General features: G+C 71.8%; 11 protein-coding genes and 1 tRNA gene. 10 read left to right on the forward strand and 2 right to left on the reverse strand.

All coding sequences use genetic code 11. The features are described 5' to 3' along the window. Positions 1 to 43 precede the first annotated feature (43 nt). The gene (locus K8F61_RS16490; protein ID WP_067248362.1) at positions 44 to 820 is read right to left on the reverse strand and encodes a hypothetical protein; all 777 of its coding nucleotides are present in this window, start codon (positions 818 to 820) and stop codon (positions 44 to 46) included. A gap of 127 nt (positions 821 to 947) precedes the next feature. Between K8F61_RS16490 and K8F61_RS16495 the strand changes: the two genes are divergently transcribed. Continuing rightward, positions 948 to 2,000: a hypothetical protein gene (locus tag K8F61_RS16495; protein WP_231819908.1), complete on the forward strand. Its 1,053-nt coding sequence runs from the start codon at positions 948 to 950 to the stop codon at positions 1,998 to 2,000. A gap of 43 nt (positions 2,001 to 2,043) precedes the next feature. After that, positions 2,044 to 2,134 (forward strand) — tRNA-Ser (locus tag K8F61_RS16500). Positions 2,135 to 2,249: 115 nt separating this feature from the next. Here the strand turns inward: K8F61_RS16500 and K8F61_RS16505 are convergent. After that, positions 2,250 to 3,047, reverse strand: a complete 798-nt coding sequence (locus tag K8F61_RS16505) for an aminoglycoside adenylyltransferase domain-containing protein (RefSeq protein WP_231819910.1) — start codon at positions 3,045 to 3,047, stop codon at positions 2,250 to 2,252. Between the two features lie 116 nt (positions 3,048 to 3,163). On the opposite strand from K8F61_RS16505, the gene K8F61_RS16510 reads away from it, so the two are divergent. From K8F61_RS16510 to K8F61_RS16545, 8 genes are all read left to right on the forward strand, one after another. After that, positions 3,164 to 3,682, forward strand: coding sequence for a hypothetical protein (locus tag K8F61_RS16510; RefSeq protein ID WP_231819912.1), 519 nt, complete (start codon positions 3,164 to 3,166; stop codon positions 3,680 to 3,682). Between the two features lie 234 nt (positions 3,683 to 3,916). After that, positions 3,917 to 11,137, forward strand: coding sequence for a DUF11 domain-containing protein (locus tag K8F61_RS16515; protein WP_231819913.1), 7,221 nt, complete (start codon positions 3,917 to 3,919; stop codon positions 11,135 to 11,137). 158 nt (positions 11,138 to 11,295) lie between these two features. After that, positions 11,296 to 12,960, forward strand: a complete 1,665-nt coding sequence (locus K8F61_RS16520; RefSeq protein WP_231819914.1) for a CocE/NonD family hydrolase — start codon at positions 11,296 to 11,298, stop codon at positions 12,958 to 12,960. A 10-nt stretch (positions 12,961 to 12,970) separates the two neighbouring features. Beyond that, the gene (locus tag K8F61_RS16525) at positions 12,971 to 14,002 is read left to right on the forward strand and encodes a hypothetical protein (RefSeq protein ID WP_231819915.1); all 1,032 of its coding nucleotides are present in this window, start codon (positions 12,971 to 12,973) and stop codon (positions 14,000 to 14,002) included. A 68-nt stretch (positions 14,003 to 14,070) separates the two neighbouring features. Continuing rightward, on the forward strand, positions 14,071 to 14,718 hold the full coding sequence (locus K8F61_RS16530; protein WP_219086188.1) for a SatD family protein: 648 nt from the start codon (positions 14,071 to 14,073) through the stop codon (positions 14,716 to 14,718). Then, positions 14,715 to 15,518: a hypothetical protein gene (locus K8F61_RS16535; protein WP_231819917.1), complete on the forward strand. Its 804-nt coding sequence runs from the start codon at positions 14,715 to 14,717 to the stop codon at positions 15,516 to 15,518. Before K8F61_RS16530 ends, K8F61_RS16535 begins: the two co-directional genes overlap by 4 nt. 155 nt (positions 15,519 to 15,673) lie before the next feature. Further along, the gene (gene tyrS / locus K8F61_RS16540) at positions 15,674 to 16,978 is read left to right on the forward strand and encodes a tyrosine--tRNA ligase (RefSeq protein WP_231819919.1); all 1,305 of its coding nucleotides are present in this window, start codon (positions 15,674 to 15,676) and stop codon (positions 16,976 to 16,978) included. A gap of 276 nt (positions 16,979 to 17,254) precedes the next feature. Next, entirely contained in the window at positions 17,255 to 19,747 is a 2,493-nt protein-coding gene (locus K8F61_RS16545) for an alkaline phosphatase family protein (RefSeq protein ID WP_231819920.1), read from the forward strand. Positions 19,748 to 19,887 lie beyond the last annotated feature (140 nt).

The raw sequence follows: 19,887 nt of genomic DNA on the forward strand, positions 1-19,887 counted from the left end.
CCAGGGGAGCCCCGCCCGGATCACGCGGCCGACCGGGAGCGGCTCAGGGCCAGAGGGGCTCGAGCGGCTCCATCGTGATGCCCTGTGCCTCGAACGAGCGGCGCCGCTCCTCGATGCGGCGGTGCATCTCGGCCTGCGCCGCCGTGACCGTCTCGGGGTCCACGGGGATTGAGGCGGGATGCGGGTCGCCGTGGTTCGCGGCGATGTACGCGTCGAGCTCGGGACCCGAGGTCCACGAGGTGATCAGGGCGTAGCGGGGGGCGACGCCGCGGTGCCACACCGCGTGCCAGAACCGCTGGGTGTCCACGACGATCCGCGACCCCTCCGGGAGGGGCAGGCGCACCTCGGTGGCGGGGTCGAAGCGGTCCGATCGCAGGATCAGGAGCGAGTCCGGGTCGTCCGTGAGGTTGAAGAAGCCCCGGACCACCCATCCGGTGCCTTCGTCGTTGAGCCGGTTGTTGTCGTCCTGGTGCAGGTTGTAGATCGCGTCGGCATAGGTGTTGGGCTGGAGTTCGATCACGCGGCAGCGCCCGACGTTGGCACCGGCCTCCGCGGCACGGCGTACGAGCGTCGGGGCGAGCGCCGACTGCGAGGGCACCCAGACGCCGTCCTTGTCCGTGCGGGGCGGGGTGTGGTTCCAGAAGCCGTTGCACTCCACTTCGCCGGCGTAGCTCGCCAGCGGCGCGAAGCGCGTGATGCCGGACGAGCGCCACGGGACGTACTCGAGATCGAACCACTCCGCCGGATCCGCCGTCTGGTCGTACCGGTCGAGGACGACGTATCCCGTCTCCTCCAGCGCCTCCGAGCGGATGAACGACATCTCGGCTCCCCTCATCTCGTCCGCGCCCTTCCCGGGGTCGCGACCTACTTAGGACATCCTAACTCGGCGGGCGTGCTCCCGTCGGGCGCGGAGCCGTGCAAAACGGGCCCGTCGCTACGCTGGGGGAATGACACAGCCTCAGGGAGCCCATCTCGTCGGGAGCGTCAACTTCGACGACGCCGAGAAGACCATGCGCACGGCGTCCGAGATCCTCGGTGCTCGGCTCAGGCGGATCCCGGACGGGGAGGTGGGCAAGCGATTCCACTGGATCATGTTCCAGCCGGACGTCCTCGGCGCGGCGGAGGGCATCGAACGCGTCGGCGATGCCCCGATCCCCTTCGGGGCGGGGCTGGACGCGCGTCCGCTCCGGATCCGCGAGGGTGTGGACCCCCAGTCGATCGTCCTGCCTCCGCTGGGCTACGAGGACGCCGCCGTGGCGTCGTACGGGATCTTCCGCCGCCTCCGCGACGAGGGCGTGATCCCGGCGGGGACGCGCTTCCAGGTGTCGCTTCCCACGCCCCTCGCGGTCATCTCCTCCTTTTTCTCCGGCGAGGACCGCGGCGCGATCGAGCCGCTCTACACCGCGGCGATCCTGCGCGAGCTGGACGGGATTCTCCGGGCTGTCCCGCACGAGGACCTGTCGATCCAATGGGACGTGGCCAGCGAGATGGGGATCATCGAGCGGGCAGCGGGGTACGGCCGGGTCATGGAGGCGTGGTGGTCGGGGGACCCGTTCGACGGGCTCGTCGGCCGTCTGGCCGCGCTCGTGGACGCCGTGCCCGCCGACGTGGAGGCCGGAGTGCACCTCTGCTACGGCGACGCCGGCGAGAAGCACTTCATCGAGCCGACCGATGCGGGGAACCTCGTCCGCTTCGCCAACGCCGTCGCCGCGGCGTCGGCGCGGACGCTCACGTGGCTGCACCTCCCCGTCCCGATCGCCCGTGACGACGACGCGTACTTCGCGCCCCTCGACGACCTGGCGCTCGCCGACGGGACCGAGCTGTACCTCGGCCTCGTGCACCGCGAGGACGGCGTGGAGGGAGCGCGGCGCCGGATCGCCGCCGCCGCGCCGCACGCGCCCGCCTTCGGCGTCGCGACGGAGTGCGGGATCGGCCGTGCGCCGGCGGGCACGACCGAGGACATCCTCCGCACCCACGCGGACGTCGCCGTGTCCTGGTGAGCTCGATTCGCGTACGCGCTCGGCGTGACGTAAACTCTTCTGCGGTGACGTGTCCGAGCGGCCGAAGGTGCAACTCTCGAAAAGTTGTGTAGGGTAACCCCCTACCGTGGGTTCAAATCCCACCGTCACCGCCAGGAAAACCCCCGAGAGATCGGGGGTTTTCGCATGTCCGGGTCGCGGTGTGGCGCATCGAGCGGTTCCGATCGGCACGTCCTCATCGAGAGGACGGCCGCGGGCCGTGCCCGCCGGCTACGAGGAGCGTGGGCCTGCGGCGCGGTTCGCGAGCAGGCGGGCGAGGGCCGTGGTCGCACCCGCCGGTGCGTCCCACGCGGTGTCCCCGATGCCGAGGTAGTGGCTTCGGGCGCATTCCATGAGCGCGCGATCGGTGCCCGTGAGCGAGTCCGCGACGGTCTTGGCCGCGGCGTCCTTCGAGACGATCTGCCCGGTGTCGAGGGTGACCAGGATCCGCGCGAGTGTGAGCAGCGTGTTCCGCTCGTCGCCCTCGATGCCGGCGAGCACCGCCGGGACCGATGCGAGGACCGCATCGGTCAGTGCCTCAGGCGGTACCGCGGGGAGCAGCGTGCCAAGGGGCTGCCCGAGGAGAACCCGGTGGGCGTGATGTGCGGTCGCGATCAGCACCGTCACGTCGGGGTCGTGCTCCGGCATCGGGACGTGCCCGTCCAGGATCTCTTCGCGCAGCCATTCTCCGTACTGGAAGTCGCGGAGCGGCGCGCCCGCCCACGGACCCGGCCGCGATGCCGCCAGGCTGGTGAGTTCGATCGGGCGACGATCCCGAGCGTCGGGGAACCGAGCGGCTTGCCCCTGCCATCCGGACACGGCGAGCAGCAGATCCGTCAGATCCCGCCGTTCTCGGGTCGACAGGGATCGTCGGGTGAGCACGAGCAGGTCGATGTCGCTCTCCGGGCGGATCCCGGAAGACGCGGCCGATCCGAACAGATAGACCCCGAGAACATCGCCCGGGCTCACCTCGTCGAGGTGACGAATGACCGGGGCGACCTGCGCTGCGACGCTCTGCCCGTACCCCATGCGTTCATTCTGCCGATGTCGGATGCCCGCGATCACACCACCGCGATCCGCCGCGCCGCGGGTCCGGGGTGGGCAGTCGCGCGCGGACCTCGCGAGCCTCGTGGTCTGATGGTGACATGGCACGTTTCCGAAGGGTCCTCCTCGTTGCGCTCGCCGGGCTGGCCGCAGGGCTGAGCGGATGTTCGGTGCTGGGGATTCCCGAGGGCCTGGACGAGGACCGGCTCGCGGCGATCTCGTCGCAGGTGTCGGCTGCGCAGGGCGGACTCGACGCGACCCTTCACGGTGAGACCAAGACCTGCGAGGGACTCTGCCAGCGCATCTCCGTCGATCTGGTCCCGCGCGTCCCGGACTACACCGCTGTGGACATCGCTCTGGCGATCTACGAGACGGATACCGCGCTGGAGGAGCAGCGGATCTCGGCGTTCGACTACTGCTTCCGCTCGAATGCCTGGAGCCTGGCCGACGCCCAGTACCTCGATGCGCGGCTCCTCGAGATCCCGGCACTGGGGTACGGCGACTTCTCCCGCGACGAGGCGGATTCCCGACCCAGCTATGACTGCTACTCGTTCGCGGCCATCGATGCGAGGGAGAGGCTGGCCGCCTTCCTCGCCGATCGCGGAGTCGACGGCTTCTAGCCCGTTTCGCTGAGGTCGCCGCGCTTTCGCTGAAGTCGCCGGGCTCCGGAAGGCATCGATCGGACGGCAGGCCGCGCCGACGGCTCGAGGAGTGCATACCGAGATACTGGTATGCAATCTTCAGGTAATTCTCACATTCCGGTGCCACCCACCTATCGTGGGGACGGAGCCATTCCGACCGTGGGGGTACGCATGCTTGGCACTGGGGATAACCGTCGCGTCCGAAAGACGCTGATGCACCGCTCGCGGGCGGTCGCCGCCGCCGTCGCCGCGACGTTGGTGGCCGCGTTGACGGTCGTGAACGTCGCGGTGGTGGACCAGACGCCGGCGACGGCCGCTGGTGCGCTGTTCTGCGGTGACGTCTACACGCAGCAGGGTCAGAGCCCCCGCAACATCTGGCGGATCGACCGTGAGACCGGCGCTCAGACCGTGGCGGGGACCTTCAACATCTCCGGCGCCACCGGCAACCTGAACGGCACCGGCATCCACGACGCGGACGGCGACGGATTCGGCGAGGTCATCATCGGCGTCCTCCCCGCCAACTCCGGCACGGCGCGCTCGATCTACCAGTACTCGAGCGTCACCGGGCAGACGACGCTGCTCGGGGCGGGCGTCGCCGGCGCCGCGGTCACCCACGGCGCGATCAACGCGGCCAACGGGCACTACTACTACGGCGGCGTCACGAACGGCACGCTGAACGTCTACGGCTTCAACACGCAGACGAACCAGTCCATGGGTCTCGTCGCGAGCGGCCCGGTCCCCAACGGCGGTGGGAACGGCGACTGGGCGTTCGACAGCCAGGGCAACCTCTTCGTCGTGGCCGGGGGCAACGGCGCAGGGACGACCAACATCGTCAGCGTCGTCGAGCAGGAGATCCCTTCGATGGGCGGGACGACGGTGCCGATCACCGCCAAGGAGCTGGTCCGGATCGACACGGGCGGGACGCCCCTCAACGGCATCGGGTTCGCGGGCGACGGCTACCTCTACGTCGCCGGCGGCAGCCGCATGTACAAGGTCAACCCGACCACGGGGCAGAACATCAGCAACGTCGCCTTCCCGACGGCGGGCTCGGTCGACATGGCCTCCTGCGCCTCGCCGAACTCGGTCACCGTCGTCAAGGACTTCCCGCAGGGGCGCAACACCAGCTCCGACCAGGTGACGATGACGATCACCGGTGACGGGATCACCAGCGGGAACACCGCCACGACGAGCGGCACGGCCCCGGGCGTCCAGCCCCAGCAGGCGGGGCCGGTCCTCGTGCTCTCCGGCCAGCGGATCACGGTCGCGGAGACGGGGTCCGGCGTCGGGCGTCCGAAGTACGACACCCGCTGGTCCTGTGTCGACCAGAACACCGGGAACAGCCTCGGTTCGGGCGACGGCGGATCCGGGACCTTCACCGTCCCGGACGGGGGAGCCAAGGGCGTCGCCGCGCTCTGCACGTTCACGAACGACGCCCGCCTGCCCGCAGTGTCGCTCGAGAAGACCGCCGACAAGACCACCCTCGTCGCCGGCGAGACCGTGACCTACTCGTTCCGCGTGACCAACACCGGCAACGTCCCCCTCAAGGACGTCTCCGTGGCGGAGACCTCGTTCACCGGAGCCGGATCGATGTCGGCCGTCTCCTGCCCGGCCCTGCCGGAGCCGCTGGCGCCGGACGCCTCCGTCACCTGCACGGCGACGTACACCGTGCAGCAGGCCGACGTGAACGCCGGGTCGGTCGAGAACACCGCCACCGCGCGGGCCGTGTCGCCGGACGAGATCGCCGTCACGTCGGACCCCTCGTCGGTCACCATCACGGCGGATCAGAACGCCTCGCTGAGCATCGTGAAGTCCTCGGACACCGCCGAGCTCGTCGTGGGTGAGACGGTGACCTTCTCGTTCGTCGTGACGAACACGGGCAACGTGACGCTGACCGACGTCGGCGTCGACGAGGGCGCGTTCACCGGCGCCGGGACGCTGTCGGCCGTGGACTGCCCGGCGGATCGGACGCTCGCGCCCGGCGCGCAGCTCGTCTGCACCGCCACGTACACGGTGCAGCAGGCGGACGTCGACGCCGGATCGATGCGCAACGACGCCACCGCGACGGGCACGCCGCCCACGGGCCCGCCCGTGACCTCGGAGCCGTCGGAGACCACCACCCCCTCGGTCCCCGACCCGAGCGTGTCCATCGCGAAGACGGCCGACAAGACCGAGCTCGTCGCCGGGGAGACGGTGACGTACTCCTTCCGCGTGACCAACACCGGCAACGTGACGCTGACCGACGTCTCTGTGAACGAGGACGACTTCACGGGTGCGGGTGACCTGTCCGCGATCGCGTGCCCGGCCGACAGGACGCTCTCCCCGGGCGAGTTCCTGGACTGCACGGCGACGTATGTGGTGCAGCAGGCGGATGTGGATGCGGGGTCGGTGACGAACTCGGCGACGTCGTCGGGCACGCCGCCGACGGGCGATCCGGTGACGTCGGATCCGTCCGAGGTGAGGATCACGGGGACCTCGTCGCCGTCGATCACGGTCGTGAAGTCGGCGGACAAAACCGATCTGGTCGTGGGTGAGACGGTGACGTACTCGTTCGTGGCGAAGAACACCGGGAACGTGACGCTGACCGACGTCGCCGTGAACGAGGGCGCCTTCTCCGGTGCGGGGGCGCTGTCGGCGATCGAGTGCCCGGCGAACCGGACCCTGGCGCCGGGGGCGGAACTGACGTGCACGGCGACGTATGTGGTGCAGCAGGCGGATGTGGACGCGGGGTCGGTGACGAACTCGGCGACGTCGTCGGGCACGCCGCCGACGGGCGATCCGGTGACGTCGGATCCGTCCGAGGTGAGGATCACGGGGACCTCGTCGCCGTCGATCACGGTCGTGAAGTCGGCGGACAAGACCGATCTGGTCGTGGGTGAGACGGTGACGTACTCGTTCGTGGCGAAGAACACCGGGAACGTGACGCTGACCGACGTCGCCGTGAACGAGGGCGCCTTCTCCGGTGCGGGGGCGCTGTCGGCGATCGAGTGCCCGGCGAACCGGACCCTGGCGCCGGGGGCGGAACTGACGTGCACGGCGACGTATGTGGTGCAGCAGGCGGATGTGGACGCGGGGTCGGTGACGAACTCGGCGACGTCGTCCGGCACGCCGCCGACGGGCGATCCGGTGACGTCGGATCCGTCCGAGGTGACGATCACCGGCGCCCAGAAGCCGGCCATCGAGATCGTGAAGTCCTCCGACACGACCGAACTGGTCGCGGGCGAGACGGTGACCTTCTCCTTCGTGGTGACGAACACCGGCAACGTGACGCTGACCGACGTCGCCGTGAACGAAGGCGACTTCACGGGTGCGGGTGACCTGTCGGCGATCGAGTGCCCGGCGGAGCGGACGCTGGAGCCCGGCGCTCAGCTCGTCTGCACCGCCACGTACACGGTGCAGCAGGCGGACGTCGACGCGGGCACCGTCCGCAACAGCGCGACGGCGACCGGGACCCCGCCCACGGGCGACCCGATCGAGTCCGAGCCGTCCGAGGTGACGACCCCCTCCGTCCCCGACCCGAGCGTGTCCATCGTGAAGACGGCCGACAAGACCGAGCTCGTCGCCGGAGAGACGGTGACGTACTCCTTCCGCGTGACCAACACCGGCAACGTGACGCTGACCGATGCCGCGGTCGTCGAGGGCGCGTTCACGGGAGCGGGCGCACTGTCCGCGATCGAGTGCCCCGCCGACCGGACCCTGGCGCCGGCGGAGTTCATGGACTGCACCGCGACCTACGTGGTGCAGCAGGCGGATGTGGATGCGGGGTCGGTGAAGAACTCGGCGACCGCGACCGGGAACCCGCCGACCGGGGATCCCGTGGCCTCCGACCCGTCGACCGTGACGATCACGGCGGACCAGGATCCGGCCATCGGGATCGTGAAGACGGCGGACAAGACGACCCTCGTGGCGGGCGAGACGGTGACGTACACGTTCACCGTGACGAACACGGGCACCGTGACGCTGTCCGACGTGGCCGTGGCCGAGGGCGCCTTCTCCGGCGCGGGTCGGCTCTCGGCTCTCGACTGCCCGGCGGACCGGACCCTGGCCCCCGGCGCGCAGCTCGTCTGCACGGCGACGTACACAGTGCAGCAGGCGGATGTGGATGCCGGGTCGGTGACGAATGACGCGACCGCGACCGGCAACCCGCCCACCGGAGACCCCGTGACCTCCGAGCCCTCGGAGGTGACGATCACGGCGGACCAGACCCCGGGGATCGCGCTGGTGAAGACGGCGGACAAGACGAACCTCGTCGTGGGCGAGACGGTGACGTACACGTTCACCGTGACCAACACCGGCAACGTGACGCTCTCGGGCGTGGCGGTGGCCGAGGGCGCCTTCTCCGGCGCGGGTCAGCTCTCCGCCGTCGACTGCCCGGCGGACCGGACGCTCGCGCCGGGCGCGCAGCTCGTCTGCACGGCGACGTACACGGTGCAGCAGGCGGATGTGGATGCCGGGTCGGTGACGAATGACGCGACCGCGGCCGGGAACCCGCCGCAGGGCGACCCGATCACGTCGCCGCCGTCCGAGGTGACGATCACGGCGGACCAGACCCCGGGGATCGCGCTGGTGAAGACGGCGGACAAGACGAACCTCGTGGCGGGGGAGACGGTGACGTACACGTTCACCGTGACCAACACCGGCAACGTGACGCTCTCGGGCGTGGCGGTGGCCGAGGGCGCCTTCTCGGGCGCCGGTCAGCTCTCCGCCCTCGACTGCCCGGTCGACCGTACGATCGCTCCCGGTGCGGACCTGGTCTGCACGGCGACGTACACGGTGCAGCAGGCGGATGTGGACGCCGGGTCGGTGACGAACGACGCGACCGCGACGGGGAACCCGCCTCAGGGCGACCCGATCACGTCGCCGCCGTCCGAGGTCACCATCACGGGGACGCAGTCCCCGGGGATCTCCATCGTGAAGTCCGCGGACAAGGACGAGCTCGTCCTCGGTGAGACCGTCACCTACTCCTTCGTGGTGACGAACACCGGGAACGTGACCCTCACGGACGTGGCCGTCGACGAAGGCGCGTTCACCGGTGCAGGTGCCCTGTCCGCGATCGAGTGCCCGGCGGATCGGAGCCTCGCTCCCGGTGCGCAGCTGATCTGCACGGCGACGTACACGGTGCAGCAGGCGGATGTGGACGCCGGGACGGTCGCGAACGACGCGACCGCCACGGGCACCCCGCCGAACGGCGAGCCGATCACCTCAGAGCCGTCCGGGACGACCACCCCGTCGGTCCCGAACCCGGCCATCGCGTTCGTCAAGTCCGCGGACAAGACGGACCTGGTGGTGGGCGAGACCGTGACCTACACGTTCACGGCGACCAACACCGGCAACGTCACGCTGACGGACGTCGCGATCGCCGAGGGCGACTTCTCCGGGGCGGGCGATCTGTCGGCGCTGGAGTGCCCGGCGGACCGGACGCTGATCCCGGGGCAGCAGCTGGTCTGCACGGCGACGTACGTGGTGCAGCAGGCGGATGTGGACGCCGGGTCGGTGACGAACACGGCGACCGCGTCGGGGAACCCCCCGGCCGACCGTCCCGTGACCTCCGGGCCGTCGACGGTCGTCATCGAGGGGACCCCATCCCCGGCCCTCACCCTCGTCAAGTCCTCGGACACGTCGGAGCTGGTCGTGGGCGCGACCGTGACCTTCTCCTTCGTCGCGACCAACACGGGCAACACGACGCTGACCGACGTGACGGTCGTGGAGGGCGAGTTCACCGGCGCAGGCGAGCTGTCCGCGCTGTCGTGCCCCGCCGACCGTACACTCGCCCCCGGCGAGCAGCTCGTCTGTACGGCCACCTACGTGGTGCAGCAGGCGGACGTGGACGCAGGCACCCTGCGGAACACGGCCACCGCGACAGGCACCCCGCCCTCGGGCGAGCCGATCGAATCGGACCCGTCGGAGGTGACGACCCCGTCGACGCCGAAGCCGGCGCTGTCGCTCGTGAAGACGGCGGACAAGAGCACCGTCGCCGCGGGGGACACCGTGACGTACACGTTCCGCGTCACCAACGTGGGCACCGTCACGCTCCGTGGAGTGGCCGTCGTCGAGGGCGCCTTCTCGGGCGCGGGCGAGCTGTCCGCGCTCGACTGCCCGGCCGACCGGACCCTCGCACCGAGCGAGTTCCTGGACTGCACCGCGACGTACGTCGTGCAGCAGGCCGACGTGGACGCCGGATCCATCACCAACGACGCCACGGCGACCGGCAACCCGCCGCAGGGCGATCCGATCGTGTCGGACCCCTCTGCGGTGACGGTCACTGCGGAGCAGACGCCGGGGATCTCGATCGTGAAGTCCACGGACAAGACGCAGCTGGTCGCCGGCGAGACGATCACGTATTCGTTCGTGGTGACCAACACCGGCACCGTGACCCTGACCGACGTCGGCGTGACGGAGGGCGACTTCACGGGCGCGGGCGAGCTGTCGGCCGTCGAGTGCCCGGCCGATCGCACGCTGGCCCCGGGGGCACAGCTGATCTGCACGGCGACGTACACGGTGCAGCAGGCCGATGTGGACGCCGGGTCCGTAACCAACACGGCGACCGCGACGGGCACGCCGCCGGGCGGCGAGCCGATCGAGTCCGAGCCGTCCACCACCACGACCGGCGCGGATCCCGCTCCGTCGCTGTCGATCGTGAAGACGGCGGACACCGCCGTTCTCGTGGCGGGCGAGACGGTCACGTACACGTTCACCGTCACGAACACCGGGAACGTCACGCTCGCGGACGTCACCGTCCTCGAGGGCGAGTTCTCTGGGGCGGGTGACCTGTCGGCGCTGGAGTGCCCGGCGGATCGGACGCTGATCCCGGGGCAGCAGCTCGTCTGCACGGCGACGTACACGGTGCAGCAGGCGGACGTGGACGCCGGGTCGGTGACCAACACCGCCACCGCGACGGGCACGCCGCCCGGAGGGGGCGAGGTGGGGACGGATCCGTCCTCGGTCGTGATCGAGACCACGCCCGCTCCCGCCCTTGCCGTCGTGAAGACGGCGGACAAGTCCGCTGCGCGCGTGGGCGAGACCATCACCTACACGTTCACGGTCACCAACACCGGCAACGTGACGATCACGGACGTGACCGTCGTCGAGGGCGAGTTCAACGGATCCGGTCCGCTCTCGACCCCGGTCTGCGAGGACGGCGCGCGTCGTCTCGCCCCGGGGGAGAGCGTGGTGTGCACAGCCACCTACGTGGTCCAGCAGGCCGACGAGAAGAAGGGCGACCTCGTCAACACCGCGACGGCGACCGGGAAGACGCCGGTGGGCGGGATCGAGTCGCCGCCCTCCTCGACCACGACCCGACTGCTCGTGGTCGACCTCCCGCCGACCGGCGGGGAGATCGCGATGGGCGCGATCGGCGCCTCGGTCGTGCTGGTGCTCGTCGGCGTCGCCCTCGTGGTGATCGCGCGTCGCCGACGCGGTGAGCGCACGACGCTCTGACGGGGAGGCGCCGGAGCGGGCTTCCCGCTCCGGCGCCGTCCGCGGCGTGGCCGGGTGGTCCTCGGACGGGGCGTCGAGCGCGGCGCCGCGACCGCGTCGCGCCGCCATCGGCTGACATCATGGGCGGGGGCGCGTCGTCGCCGGGAGGGAAGGGACCGATGAGCCGTTCACCGCGTCTGAACCGCGTCGCCCGGGGCGATCACCGTCTGCTGTCCCGAGCGGCGGGGATGCCCGCGCCGACGCACCCGGACGTCACCGTGGTGCCGGACATCGCGGTGCCCGCGGCCGACGGCGTGACGTTGCGGACCGACCACTGGTCGGCGCCCGGGGCCGGAGACGCGACCCTGCTCGTGCGGACCCCCTACGGACGCGCCGACATCGCCGGCATGGCACTGTTCTTCGCCGAGCGAGGCCACCACGTCATCGTGCAGAGCTGCCGGGGCACGTTCGGCTCGGGCGGACGCTTCGATCCGCTGCACGACGAGGCCGCGGACGGGGCCGCGACGATGTCCTGGCTGCGCGCCCAGCCATGGGCGACGGGGCCCGTGCACTCCTGGGGCGGGAGCTACTTCGGGGTGACCCAGTGGGCGATGGTCGACGGCGGGGCGGGTCCGGACGCGCTCGGGATCGCGGTCTCCGCTCGGCGCTTCGACGAGGCCATCCTGTACCGCGGGGGCGGGTTCTCCATCGAGACGCTCCTTGCCTGGTGCATCGCCCTCGATCTGCAGGAGCGACCGCTGCTGTCGAAGATCGGGAGGATGCTGCGCGCCCGCGACCGGGTGCACCGGGCGTCGTTCACCGTCCCGCCGACGGAGGCCGCCGTCCGCGCCCATGCCGGCGATCCCGCGTTCTTCCGGGACTGGCTGGCGCACAGTGCTCCCGGCGATCCGTGGTGGGAGCCGCTGCACTTCGCCGAGGAGCTGTCCTCGATCCCGCCGACCGTGCTGCTGGCCGGGTGGCAGGATCTCTTCCTGGAAGGGCAGCTCGACGACTACGCCGCGCTTCGCGACGCCGGGACCGCCGTGCGGCTCGTCGTGGGCGACTGGACCCACGGCGCACCGGGCACGCTCGTCCTGGGCGCCCGAGAGGCGTTGCGGGGCTTCTCCGATCCGCGGGGCGGAGCCGCGGTGCAGGTGGAGGTCACGGGGGGCGGGGGCTGGCGCGAGCCCGCATCCTGGCCGCCGCCGAGCACCCCGGAGACGTGGCAGGCCACGGCGGACGGGTCACTGGTCCGGGACGACGACGGCGCGGTGGCGCCGGGAACGCTCTCCTACCGCTACGACCCGGACGACCCGACCCCGAGTGCGGGCGGCCGGACCCTGAACCCCTTCACGGCCGGGCGACGCGACCAGCGCCGACGCGAGGCCCGCGACGACGTGCTCGTCTTCACCGGCGAGGAGCTCGCCGACGAGGTGCTGGTGGCGGGGTCCCCGGAAGTCGAGCTCACGCTCTCCTCGACCAATCCGCGCGTGGACGTGTTCGTGCGCCTGTGCGAGGTGGACGAGCGCGGCCGCTCCACGATGATCACCGATTCCTACCGGCGCCTCACGCCGGACGCGGTGGCGGGGGAGGAGCGGCGGATCCGGCTCGTGCTCGCCCCGATCGCGCATCGTTTCGCCCCCGGCCGGCGGCTGCGACTGCAGGTGTCCTCCGGGGCCCATCCCCTGCACCTGCGCAACCCCGGCACCGAGGACCCTGTCCGGGACTTCTCGCGTCTGGTCCCGAGCGCGCAGACCGTACGGCTGGGAGGGGCCGACCCGCTGCGGCTGGTCCTCCCGCGGACCACGGACGACGCCCTCGGCGCGTTCTCCCCGGCGCCCTAGACTGGCCCGGATGAGCACGCCCGACCCCGCGGCGACGCCCCGCGGCCCGCTGTGGCGACGCCTCCTGTCCCGCCCCCTGGTCTGGGCGGCGCTGTGCCTGGTCGTGGCGGTGGCGCTGCACGGGGGAGGCGGGGACGCGGAGTTCCCGGTCTTCCTGCTCGCCATCGTCGCCGGATGGCTGTGGGGGTTCGCGTTCGTGAACGCGACGGACCGGATCGCCCCGGAGCCGCGCGGCCTCCTGGTGCACGTGGCGGGGGCTGTCGTCGTGGGGGCGGCCGGGCTCCTCCTGGTCTCGGGCGGCTCGGAGCGCCTCGCGGACCTGTCCGACCGCGTCTACGGCGCGGTCCTGATCCTCGTTCTCGGGGTGCCGCCCGCGGGGGCCTGGATCCTCATCACGCTCTTCGCGCGGGTGATGGCGCTGGTCGGCGCACGGGTGAAGGCGGCAGTGGGGACGCGTCCGGTGCCCCCGGCGCCGTCCTGGGAGGGGGACGGGGAGGGCGCGGTGGTGCGGTTCACCGCCGTCCGGCTGCGCATCCGCACCCTGGCGCTGGCGATCGTCGGCGTGGTGCTCGTCCTCGGTGCGGGGTGCGTTGCGCTGCTGATCGCGCTCGACGACGTCGTCGTGAGGATGGGGCCGCGCCTGTCGATCGTGCTCGCAGGGCTCGTGCTGGGGCTCCCGGCCTATCTCCTGCTGGCCGCGTCGATCCGGCGACGGAGCATCCCGTGCTCGGTGCGGTTCGTCCGCGATCGGCTTCAGGTCCGGGCCGGCGCCGAGACGGCGGAGCTCCGGCTGTCCGAGATCGAGCTGCTGCGTTGGCGCACGGAGACCGAGTACGCCCGGGTCGAGGTGCGCGGCGCGGGCGTGGACCTGTCGCTCGTCGTGGGGATGGCCCGGCCGCCCGAAGGCGGGGCGCCGCGGCTCCCTGCGCTTTCGCCGCGGGTGATGGACCTGCTGGCGTCGGCGGGACTGAGGCAGGAGGGCGGCGGACGGGGCGTGGTGACGTTCCGCCGGGCCCCGACGGCACCGGCTCCCTTGGGATAGACCCCTTATATCTCAAAAAATATAAGCGAATCGCTTATATTGCTCCCGTCATCGGGTAGCATCGGGGCATGCCGATCGCCGTCATCGCCGACATCGTCGGGTCGCGACGCCTTCCGGACCGCTCGGAGGCGCAGCGAACCCTCGATCGCGTCATCGCCCGGGCCGAGCAGGATCTGCCCCTGGCCGCATCGCCGCTGCGCGCCACGGTGGGGGACGAGCTGCAGGCCCGCTACGAGGAGCTGCCGGCGGCTCTCGCCTCGCTCCTTCTCGTCCAGACAGCGCTGCCCGACGGCCTGGAGCTGCGCTTCGGCATCGGCGTCGGCGAGATCCGCACGGTCGAGGCCGAGGGGACGGACCTGCAGGACGGACCCGCCTGGTGGGCGGCGCGCACCGCGATCGAGACCGTGCACGCGCGCCAACAGCGCGCCGTGCCGACGACGCGGACCTGGATCGTCGGTGCCCCGGAGGAGGATGACGCCATGCACACGCTCATCGACGTCGCGAACGCGTACCTGCTGGCCAGGGACGAGCTCGTGATGGGTATGGGCGAGCGCGAGCGTCGGCTCGTCCACGGGCGATGCCTGGGGCGGACGCAGAAGCAGCTCGCCGAGGCCGAGGGGATCAGTCAGTCGGCGGTCTCCCAGGCGCTGGCGGGCGCGGGATCCGCCGCGCTCGTCGCGGGCTTCCAGACCCTCCGCGGAAGGATCGGCGCATGATCCTCGCCGGCTTCGCCCTCCTCGCCATCGGCCTCGCCGACGTGCTGCGCCGCTTCGTCCCCGCCCGAGCGCGGTGGTTCGCCATCGCGGTCGCCGGGCTGGCCGTGCTCATCCTTGCCGCCATCGCGAACGCCGCCTGGTTCGGCTTGCTCGCCCTGGCGCTGGGGGCTCTGTGGCTCTGGGCGATGCCCTCGGCGAGCCGGGCCCCGCTCGCATTCTGGCCCGCGGTCCTGCTCGCGGTGCTGTGCGCGGCGGGGGTGGCGTTCGGCCCCGCCCGCGAGGACGCCGGCGTGTTCGGCGACGGCTGGGTCGTTCCCGCGCTCGGCGGAGCGGTGCCGTTCGACCTCGTGGTGCTCGCCGTCGGCGTGTTCGCGGTCATGCTCGAGACCGGGAACGTCGTCGTCCGCGCGGCGCTGGAGAGCGAGCACGCGATCCTCCCCGCGGATGCGGATGCGGATGCGGATGCGGATGCGGATGCGGATGCGGGGGTGGACGCGGACGTGGCCCCGGATGCGGGTGCGGGTGCGGGGGCGGGAGCCCCGGCGCCGGCGCGCGAGGAGGGGTTCCGCGGCGGGCGCCTGATCGGGCCGCTGGAGCGGGTGATCGTGCTGCTGCTCACTCTCGCCGCGGCGTATCCGCTCCTCGCGGCGATGCTGGCCGCCAAGGGCATCGTGCGCTTCCCGGAGATCTCCCGCGACGGGCACAGCGGCGCACGGGCGGAGTACTTCCTCGTCGGGAGCCTTGTGAGCTGGGTCGTCGCCCTCGGCGGTGCCTTCCTGCTCTGGTGGGCCTCCGCCTGAGCCGGGCGCTGCATCACGGCAGTGCGGAAACCCCCACTGCCCGCCGAGACCCCCTCCCACACACGTATCTACGAGGGGGTACGGGCGGGGAAGGGGGGTTTCGGGGGCCGCACCGCCGCGCGGGAGCCGGCCGGCCCGCTGATAGCCTGAACGGCGTGTCGAATTCTGAACTGACGACCGCGACACCGGCCAACGACCCCTCGTTCGAGAACGTGTGGGACGAGCTGGTCTGGCGCGGCCTCGTCCACGTGTCCACGGATCCGGAGGCGCTGCGCGCCCTTCTCGCCGGGCCTGCGATCACGTATTACTGCGGGTTCGACCCCACCGCGCCGAGCCTGCACCTGGGGAACCTGGTGCAGCTGCTCACCATGCGCCGCCTCCAGCTCGCCGGGCACCGGCCGCTGGGTCTCGTGGGCGGGTCCACCGGGCTCATCGGAGACCCGCGGCCGACCGCCGAGCGCACGCTGAACACCCGCGAGACCGTGGGTGAGTGGGTGGCGCGTCTGCGCGCGCAGATCGAACGCTTCCTCAGCTTCGAGGGCGACAGCGCGGCCCGCATGGTGAACAACCTGGACTGGACCGCGCCGATGAGCGCGATCGACTTCCTCCGGGAGATCGGCAAGCACTACCGGGTCGGCACGATGCTGAAGAAGGACGCGGTCGCGGCGCGGCTGAACTCCGACGCCGGCATCAGTTACACCGAGTTCAGCTACCAGATCCTGCAGGGCATGGACTACCTGGAGCTGTACCGCCAGTACGGCTGCGTGCTGCAGACGGGCGGATCCGATCAGTGGGGCAACCTCACCAGCGGGACGGATCTGATCCACCGCGTCGAGGGCACGTCGGTGCACGCGATCGGGACCCCCCTGATCACGAACAGCGACGGCACGAAGTTCGGCAAGAGCGAGGGCAACGCGATCTGGCTGGATGCCGAGATGTGCAGCCCATACCGCATGTACCAGTTCTGGCTGGGCACGGCGGACGCGGACGTGATCGACCGGCTGAAGGTGTTCACGTTCCTGACGCGTGCGGAGATCGAGGAGTACGCGGCGCTGGTCGAGGCGGAGCCGTTCCGCCGCGCCGCGCAGAAGCGCCTCGCCCTGGAGGTCTGCGCCACCGTGCACGGGACCGAGGCGACGGCCGCCGTGATCGCGGCGTCCGAGGCGCTGTTCGGCCAGGGCGACCTGTCGACGCTGGACGCCGCGACCCTGCGGTCGGCGCTCGACGAGCTTCCGAACGCGGAGGTCGCGGCGGGATCGACGGTCGTGGAGGCGCTCGTCGCGACCGGCCTCGTCGCCAGCGTCTCCGAGGCTCGCCGGGCGATCGGCCAGGGCGGCGTCTCCCTCGACGGCGTCCGGGTGGAGGACGAGGCGGCCACGGTGCAGGGCAGCCTGCCCGGCGGCGTGTCCGTGCTCCGCCGCGGCAAGAAGACGCTCGCCGGGCTCTTCGTCGGAGCCTGATCCCGCGCGAGACCCCCTCTCCCCGCCGAGACCCCCTCGGAAACACGCACGGGAGAGGGGGTCTCGGCGTTCCGAGGGGGTCTCGGTGCGTGCGCAGAGACGACGGGGGCGGCGCCGTTCACCGAGGGCGATCCCGTGCGGCGACCCGACCGGTGAACGCGTCGCGAACATATATCGACAACTGGCAGCTCGCCCGGAAGTTGTATTCCTTTGTTCGCCAGACTGGGGCGCGACGGGCGCTCGCCCGTTCGCCGCTCTCGACCCACGGAGATCCCCATGTCGCCCTTCCGACGCCCCGTCTGCGCCGGTGCCGCCCTCGTCCTCGCCTCGGCCTTCGCCGTGGCCGTCCCGACCGTCGCCCAGGCGGCCGCCGACCCCGTCCTCCCCGACGGCACCCACAGCCGGAAGACGCTGGTGGTCGGGATCGACGGAGCGAGCTTCGACTTCCTCGCACCGGCCGGAATGCCGAACCTGACCGCGCTGCGGGAACAGGGCATGACCGCCACGAGCAACCTGTTCGCGAACCCGATGGCACCGACCGTCTCCGGGGCCGGATGGTCGTCCATCGCCACCGGCGTGTGGCCGGACAAGCACAACGTGATCGACAACAGCTTCACGGATCCGCGATACGACCAGTACCCGGACTACCTCACCCGGATCGAGGCGGCCGACCCCGCCGCCTCGACCGCGGTGGTCGGCACCTGGAGCCCGATCCCGGAGACGGTGTTCGGCCCCGCGGTCGATCTGCGCGTCGCCGGCGGCAATGACGCGGGGACCACGGCCAAGGCCGTCGACCTGCTCCGCGCCGAGAACCCCGACAACATGTTCGTGCACCTGGACGAGGTCGACGGTGCCGGGCACTCGGTCGGCACGAACGGGCCCGCCTATGCGGAGGCCTTGCGGCGGGCCGACGGCCAGCTGGGCGAGATGCTCGAGGCGATCCGTCAGCGGGCGACCTACGCGGACGAGGAATGGCTGATCGTCGTGACCGCCGACCACGGTCACAAGCCCACCGGAGGCCATGGCGGCAACACCGCGGCGGAGCGGAAGACCTTCGTCATCGCGGCGGGTCCCGGGATCCCCGCGGGCTCCGTCCGGCACGACGTCAAGATCGTCGACATCGCTCCCGAGGTCCTGCGGGCGAACGGGATCGAGACCGAGCCGGCGGCGGATCTGGACGGACGGGCCTTCGCCGATCAGGTCGTCGACCCCTTCGACGCCCTGCGACCGGCTCTTCGCCCGCAGGTCGACGAGACCCGTCCCGGTCCGGACACGCTCGGCTGGACCGACCAGGCCCCGGACGGGTGGAGCATCGACAACTCCCGGATGCCCGCGGGCGGGGTGACGGAGTGGCGCGGGTGGAGCTTCGCGACGGACGAGTTCTGGACCGCGGTCGAGGGCGGCCAGATGCGGGAGGCGAGCGTGCGCAACCGCGACGTGTTCGCCGTCGCGGACTCGGACGAGTGGGACGACAGGCCGCACGACGCCGGCCCCTTCGACTCGACGCTCGTCAGCCCGGCCTACCCGCTGACCGGAGTCCCGACCGCGACGCTGTCCTACGCGACCAACTACTTCATCGACGGCCCGCAGACCGCCGAGGTGCGGGTGAGCTTCGATGGCGGGCCGGAGCAGGCGCTCAAGGCCTACAAGATCGACACGAACCGCGTAGAGGCCCTCACCTTCGACGTTCCGACCGGCGCTCAAGAGGCGCGGTTCTCGTTCCACTACACTGGCCAGAACAGCGCGTTCTGGACGATCGACCAGGTCCAGCTCCTCCAGGACGAGGCCCCCGAGCCCCAGCTGCCCGCGACGCCGCAGGACGTTCGCGCCCTTCCCGGCGACGGCTCGATCTCGGTGAGCTGGTCCGTGCCCGCGGAAGAGACGGGGATCACCGGCTACACCGCGCGCGCCCTGCCGGCGGGCGCCGACGGGGCGGTCGCGACTGCCGCGGCGCCGATGTCGTGCACGACGAACGGGGCTGCGTGCGTCATCACCGGGCTGCAGAACGGCACGCCCTACACGGTTTCCGTCGTGGCGCACTCGGCCGCCGGCGATTCCGAGCCCGCGACCGTGGGCCCCGTCACCCCCGTGGCCGATCCCGGCGGGGAGACCGGTGCCGCTGCCGATGCGGCGGGGGCCGCGGACGCCGGCGGGACCGCGGACGCGAGTGGGACGGCTTCCGCGAGTGGGACGGCTTCCGCCTCGGCCAGCGCGTCCTCGGACGCCGCCGCGGCGGGTACCGCGGACGCGGCCGGGACCGCGGACGCCGGCGGAACGGCCTCCGCCTCGGCCGGCGGGTCCTCCGACGCCGCCGCGAGCGGTTCGTCCGACGCCGGTGCGTCCGGGTCGGCCTCGGCCTCCTCCGACGCAGGCGGAACCGCGACCGCCGCCGCGACCGCCTCTGCGTCGGGTTCCGCCTCTGCGTCCGGTTCGGCTGCGGCGTCGGGTTCTGCTGCGGCGTCCGGTTCCGCTGCGGCCTCGGGTTCGGCCTCGGCCTCGGGGACGTCCGACACCGCCGCGTCGGCGTCAGCGTCCTCCGACGGCGGCGGAAGCTCGACCTCCGCGTCCGGCTCCGCCTCGGGCACGGCGTCCGGCGGCGCCGCAGCGGACGGGCCCGGATCGGGTGACGGGCGCCCCGCCGCCCGCCCGGGCGACCTGGCGGTCACCGGCGCCGACTCGACGCCGTTCGTCGTCGGCGGAGTGCTCGCGCTCGTGCTCGGCGCCGGAGCGATCCTGGTCGCACGGATCCGGCGACGCGCCTCCTCCTGACCTCGTCCCCCGACCCGCGAGACCCCCTTTCCCCGCCGAGACCCCCTCGGAAACACGCGCGGGAGAGGGGGTCTCGGCGCGCGGAGGGGGTTTCGGCGGACGAGGAGGGACTCGGCACGGGGCGTGGGGGACGGACGCAC

The sequence above is a fragment of the Microbacterium resistens genome, assembly GCF_021172025.1.
Taxonomy (GTDB): Bacteria; Actinomycetota; Actinomycetes; order Actinomycetales; family Microbacteriaceae; genus Microbacterium; species Microbacterium resistens.

Bases quoted from the DNA above. Each gene is read 5' to 3' on its own strand.
- K8F61_RS16510 (WP_231819912.1), top strand. From the start codon at position 3,164: ATGGCACGTTTCCGAAGGGTCCTCCTCGTTGCGCTCGCCGGGCTGGCC.
- K8F61_RS16545 (WP_231819920.1), top strand. From the start codon at position 17,255: ATGTCGCCCTTCCGACGCCCCGTCTGCGCCGGTGCCGCCCTCGTCCTC.
- K8F61_RS16505 (WP_231819910.1), bottom strand. From the start codon at position 3,047: ATGGGGTACGGGCAGAGCGTCGCAGCGCAGGTCGCCCCGGTCATTCGT.
- K8F61_RS16495 (WP_231819908.1), top strand. From the start codon at position 948: ATGACACAGCCTCAGGGAGCCCATCTCGTCGGGAGCGTCAACTTCGAC.
- K8F61_RS16530 (WP_219086188.1), top strand. From the start codon at position 14,071: ATGCCGATCGCCGTCATCGCCGACATCGTCGGGTCGCGACGCCTTCCG.
- K8F61_RS16535 (WP_231819917.1), top strand. From the start codon at position 14,715: ATGATCCTCGCCGGCTTCGCCCTCCTCGCCATCGGCCTCGCCGACGTG.
- K8F61_RS16525 (WP_231819915.1), top strand. From the start codon at position 12,971: ATGAGCACGCCCGACCCCGCGGCGACGCCCCGCGGCCCGCTGTGGCGA.
- K8F61_RS16515 (WP_231819913.1), top strand. From the start codon at position 3,917: ATGCACCGCTCGCGGGCGGTCGCCGCCGCCGTCGCCGCGACGTTGGTG.
- K8F61_RS16520 (WP_231819914.1), top strand. From the start codon at position 11,296: ATGAGCCGTTCACCGCGTCTGAACCGCGTCGCCCGGGGCGATCACCGT.
- K8F61_RS16490 (WP_067248362.1), bottom strand. From the start codon at position 820: ATGTCGTTCATCCGCTCGGAGGCGCTGGAGGAGACGGGATACGTCGTC.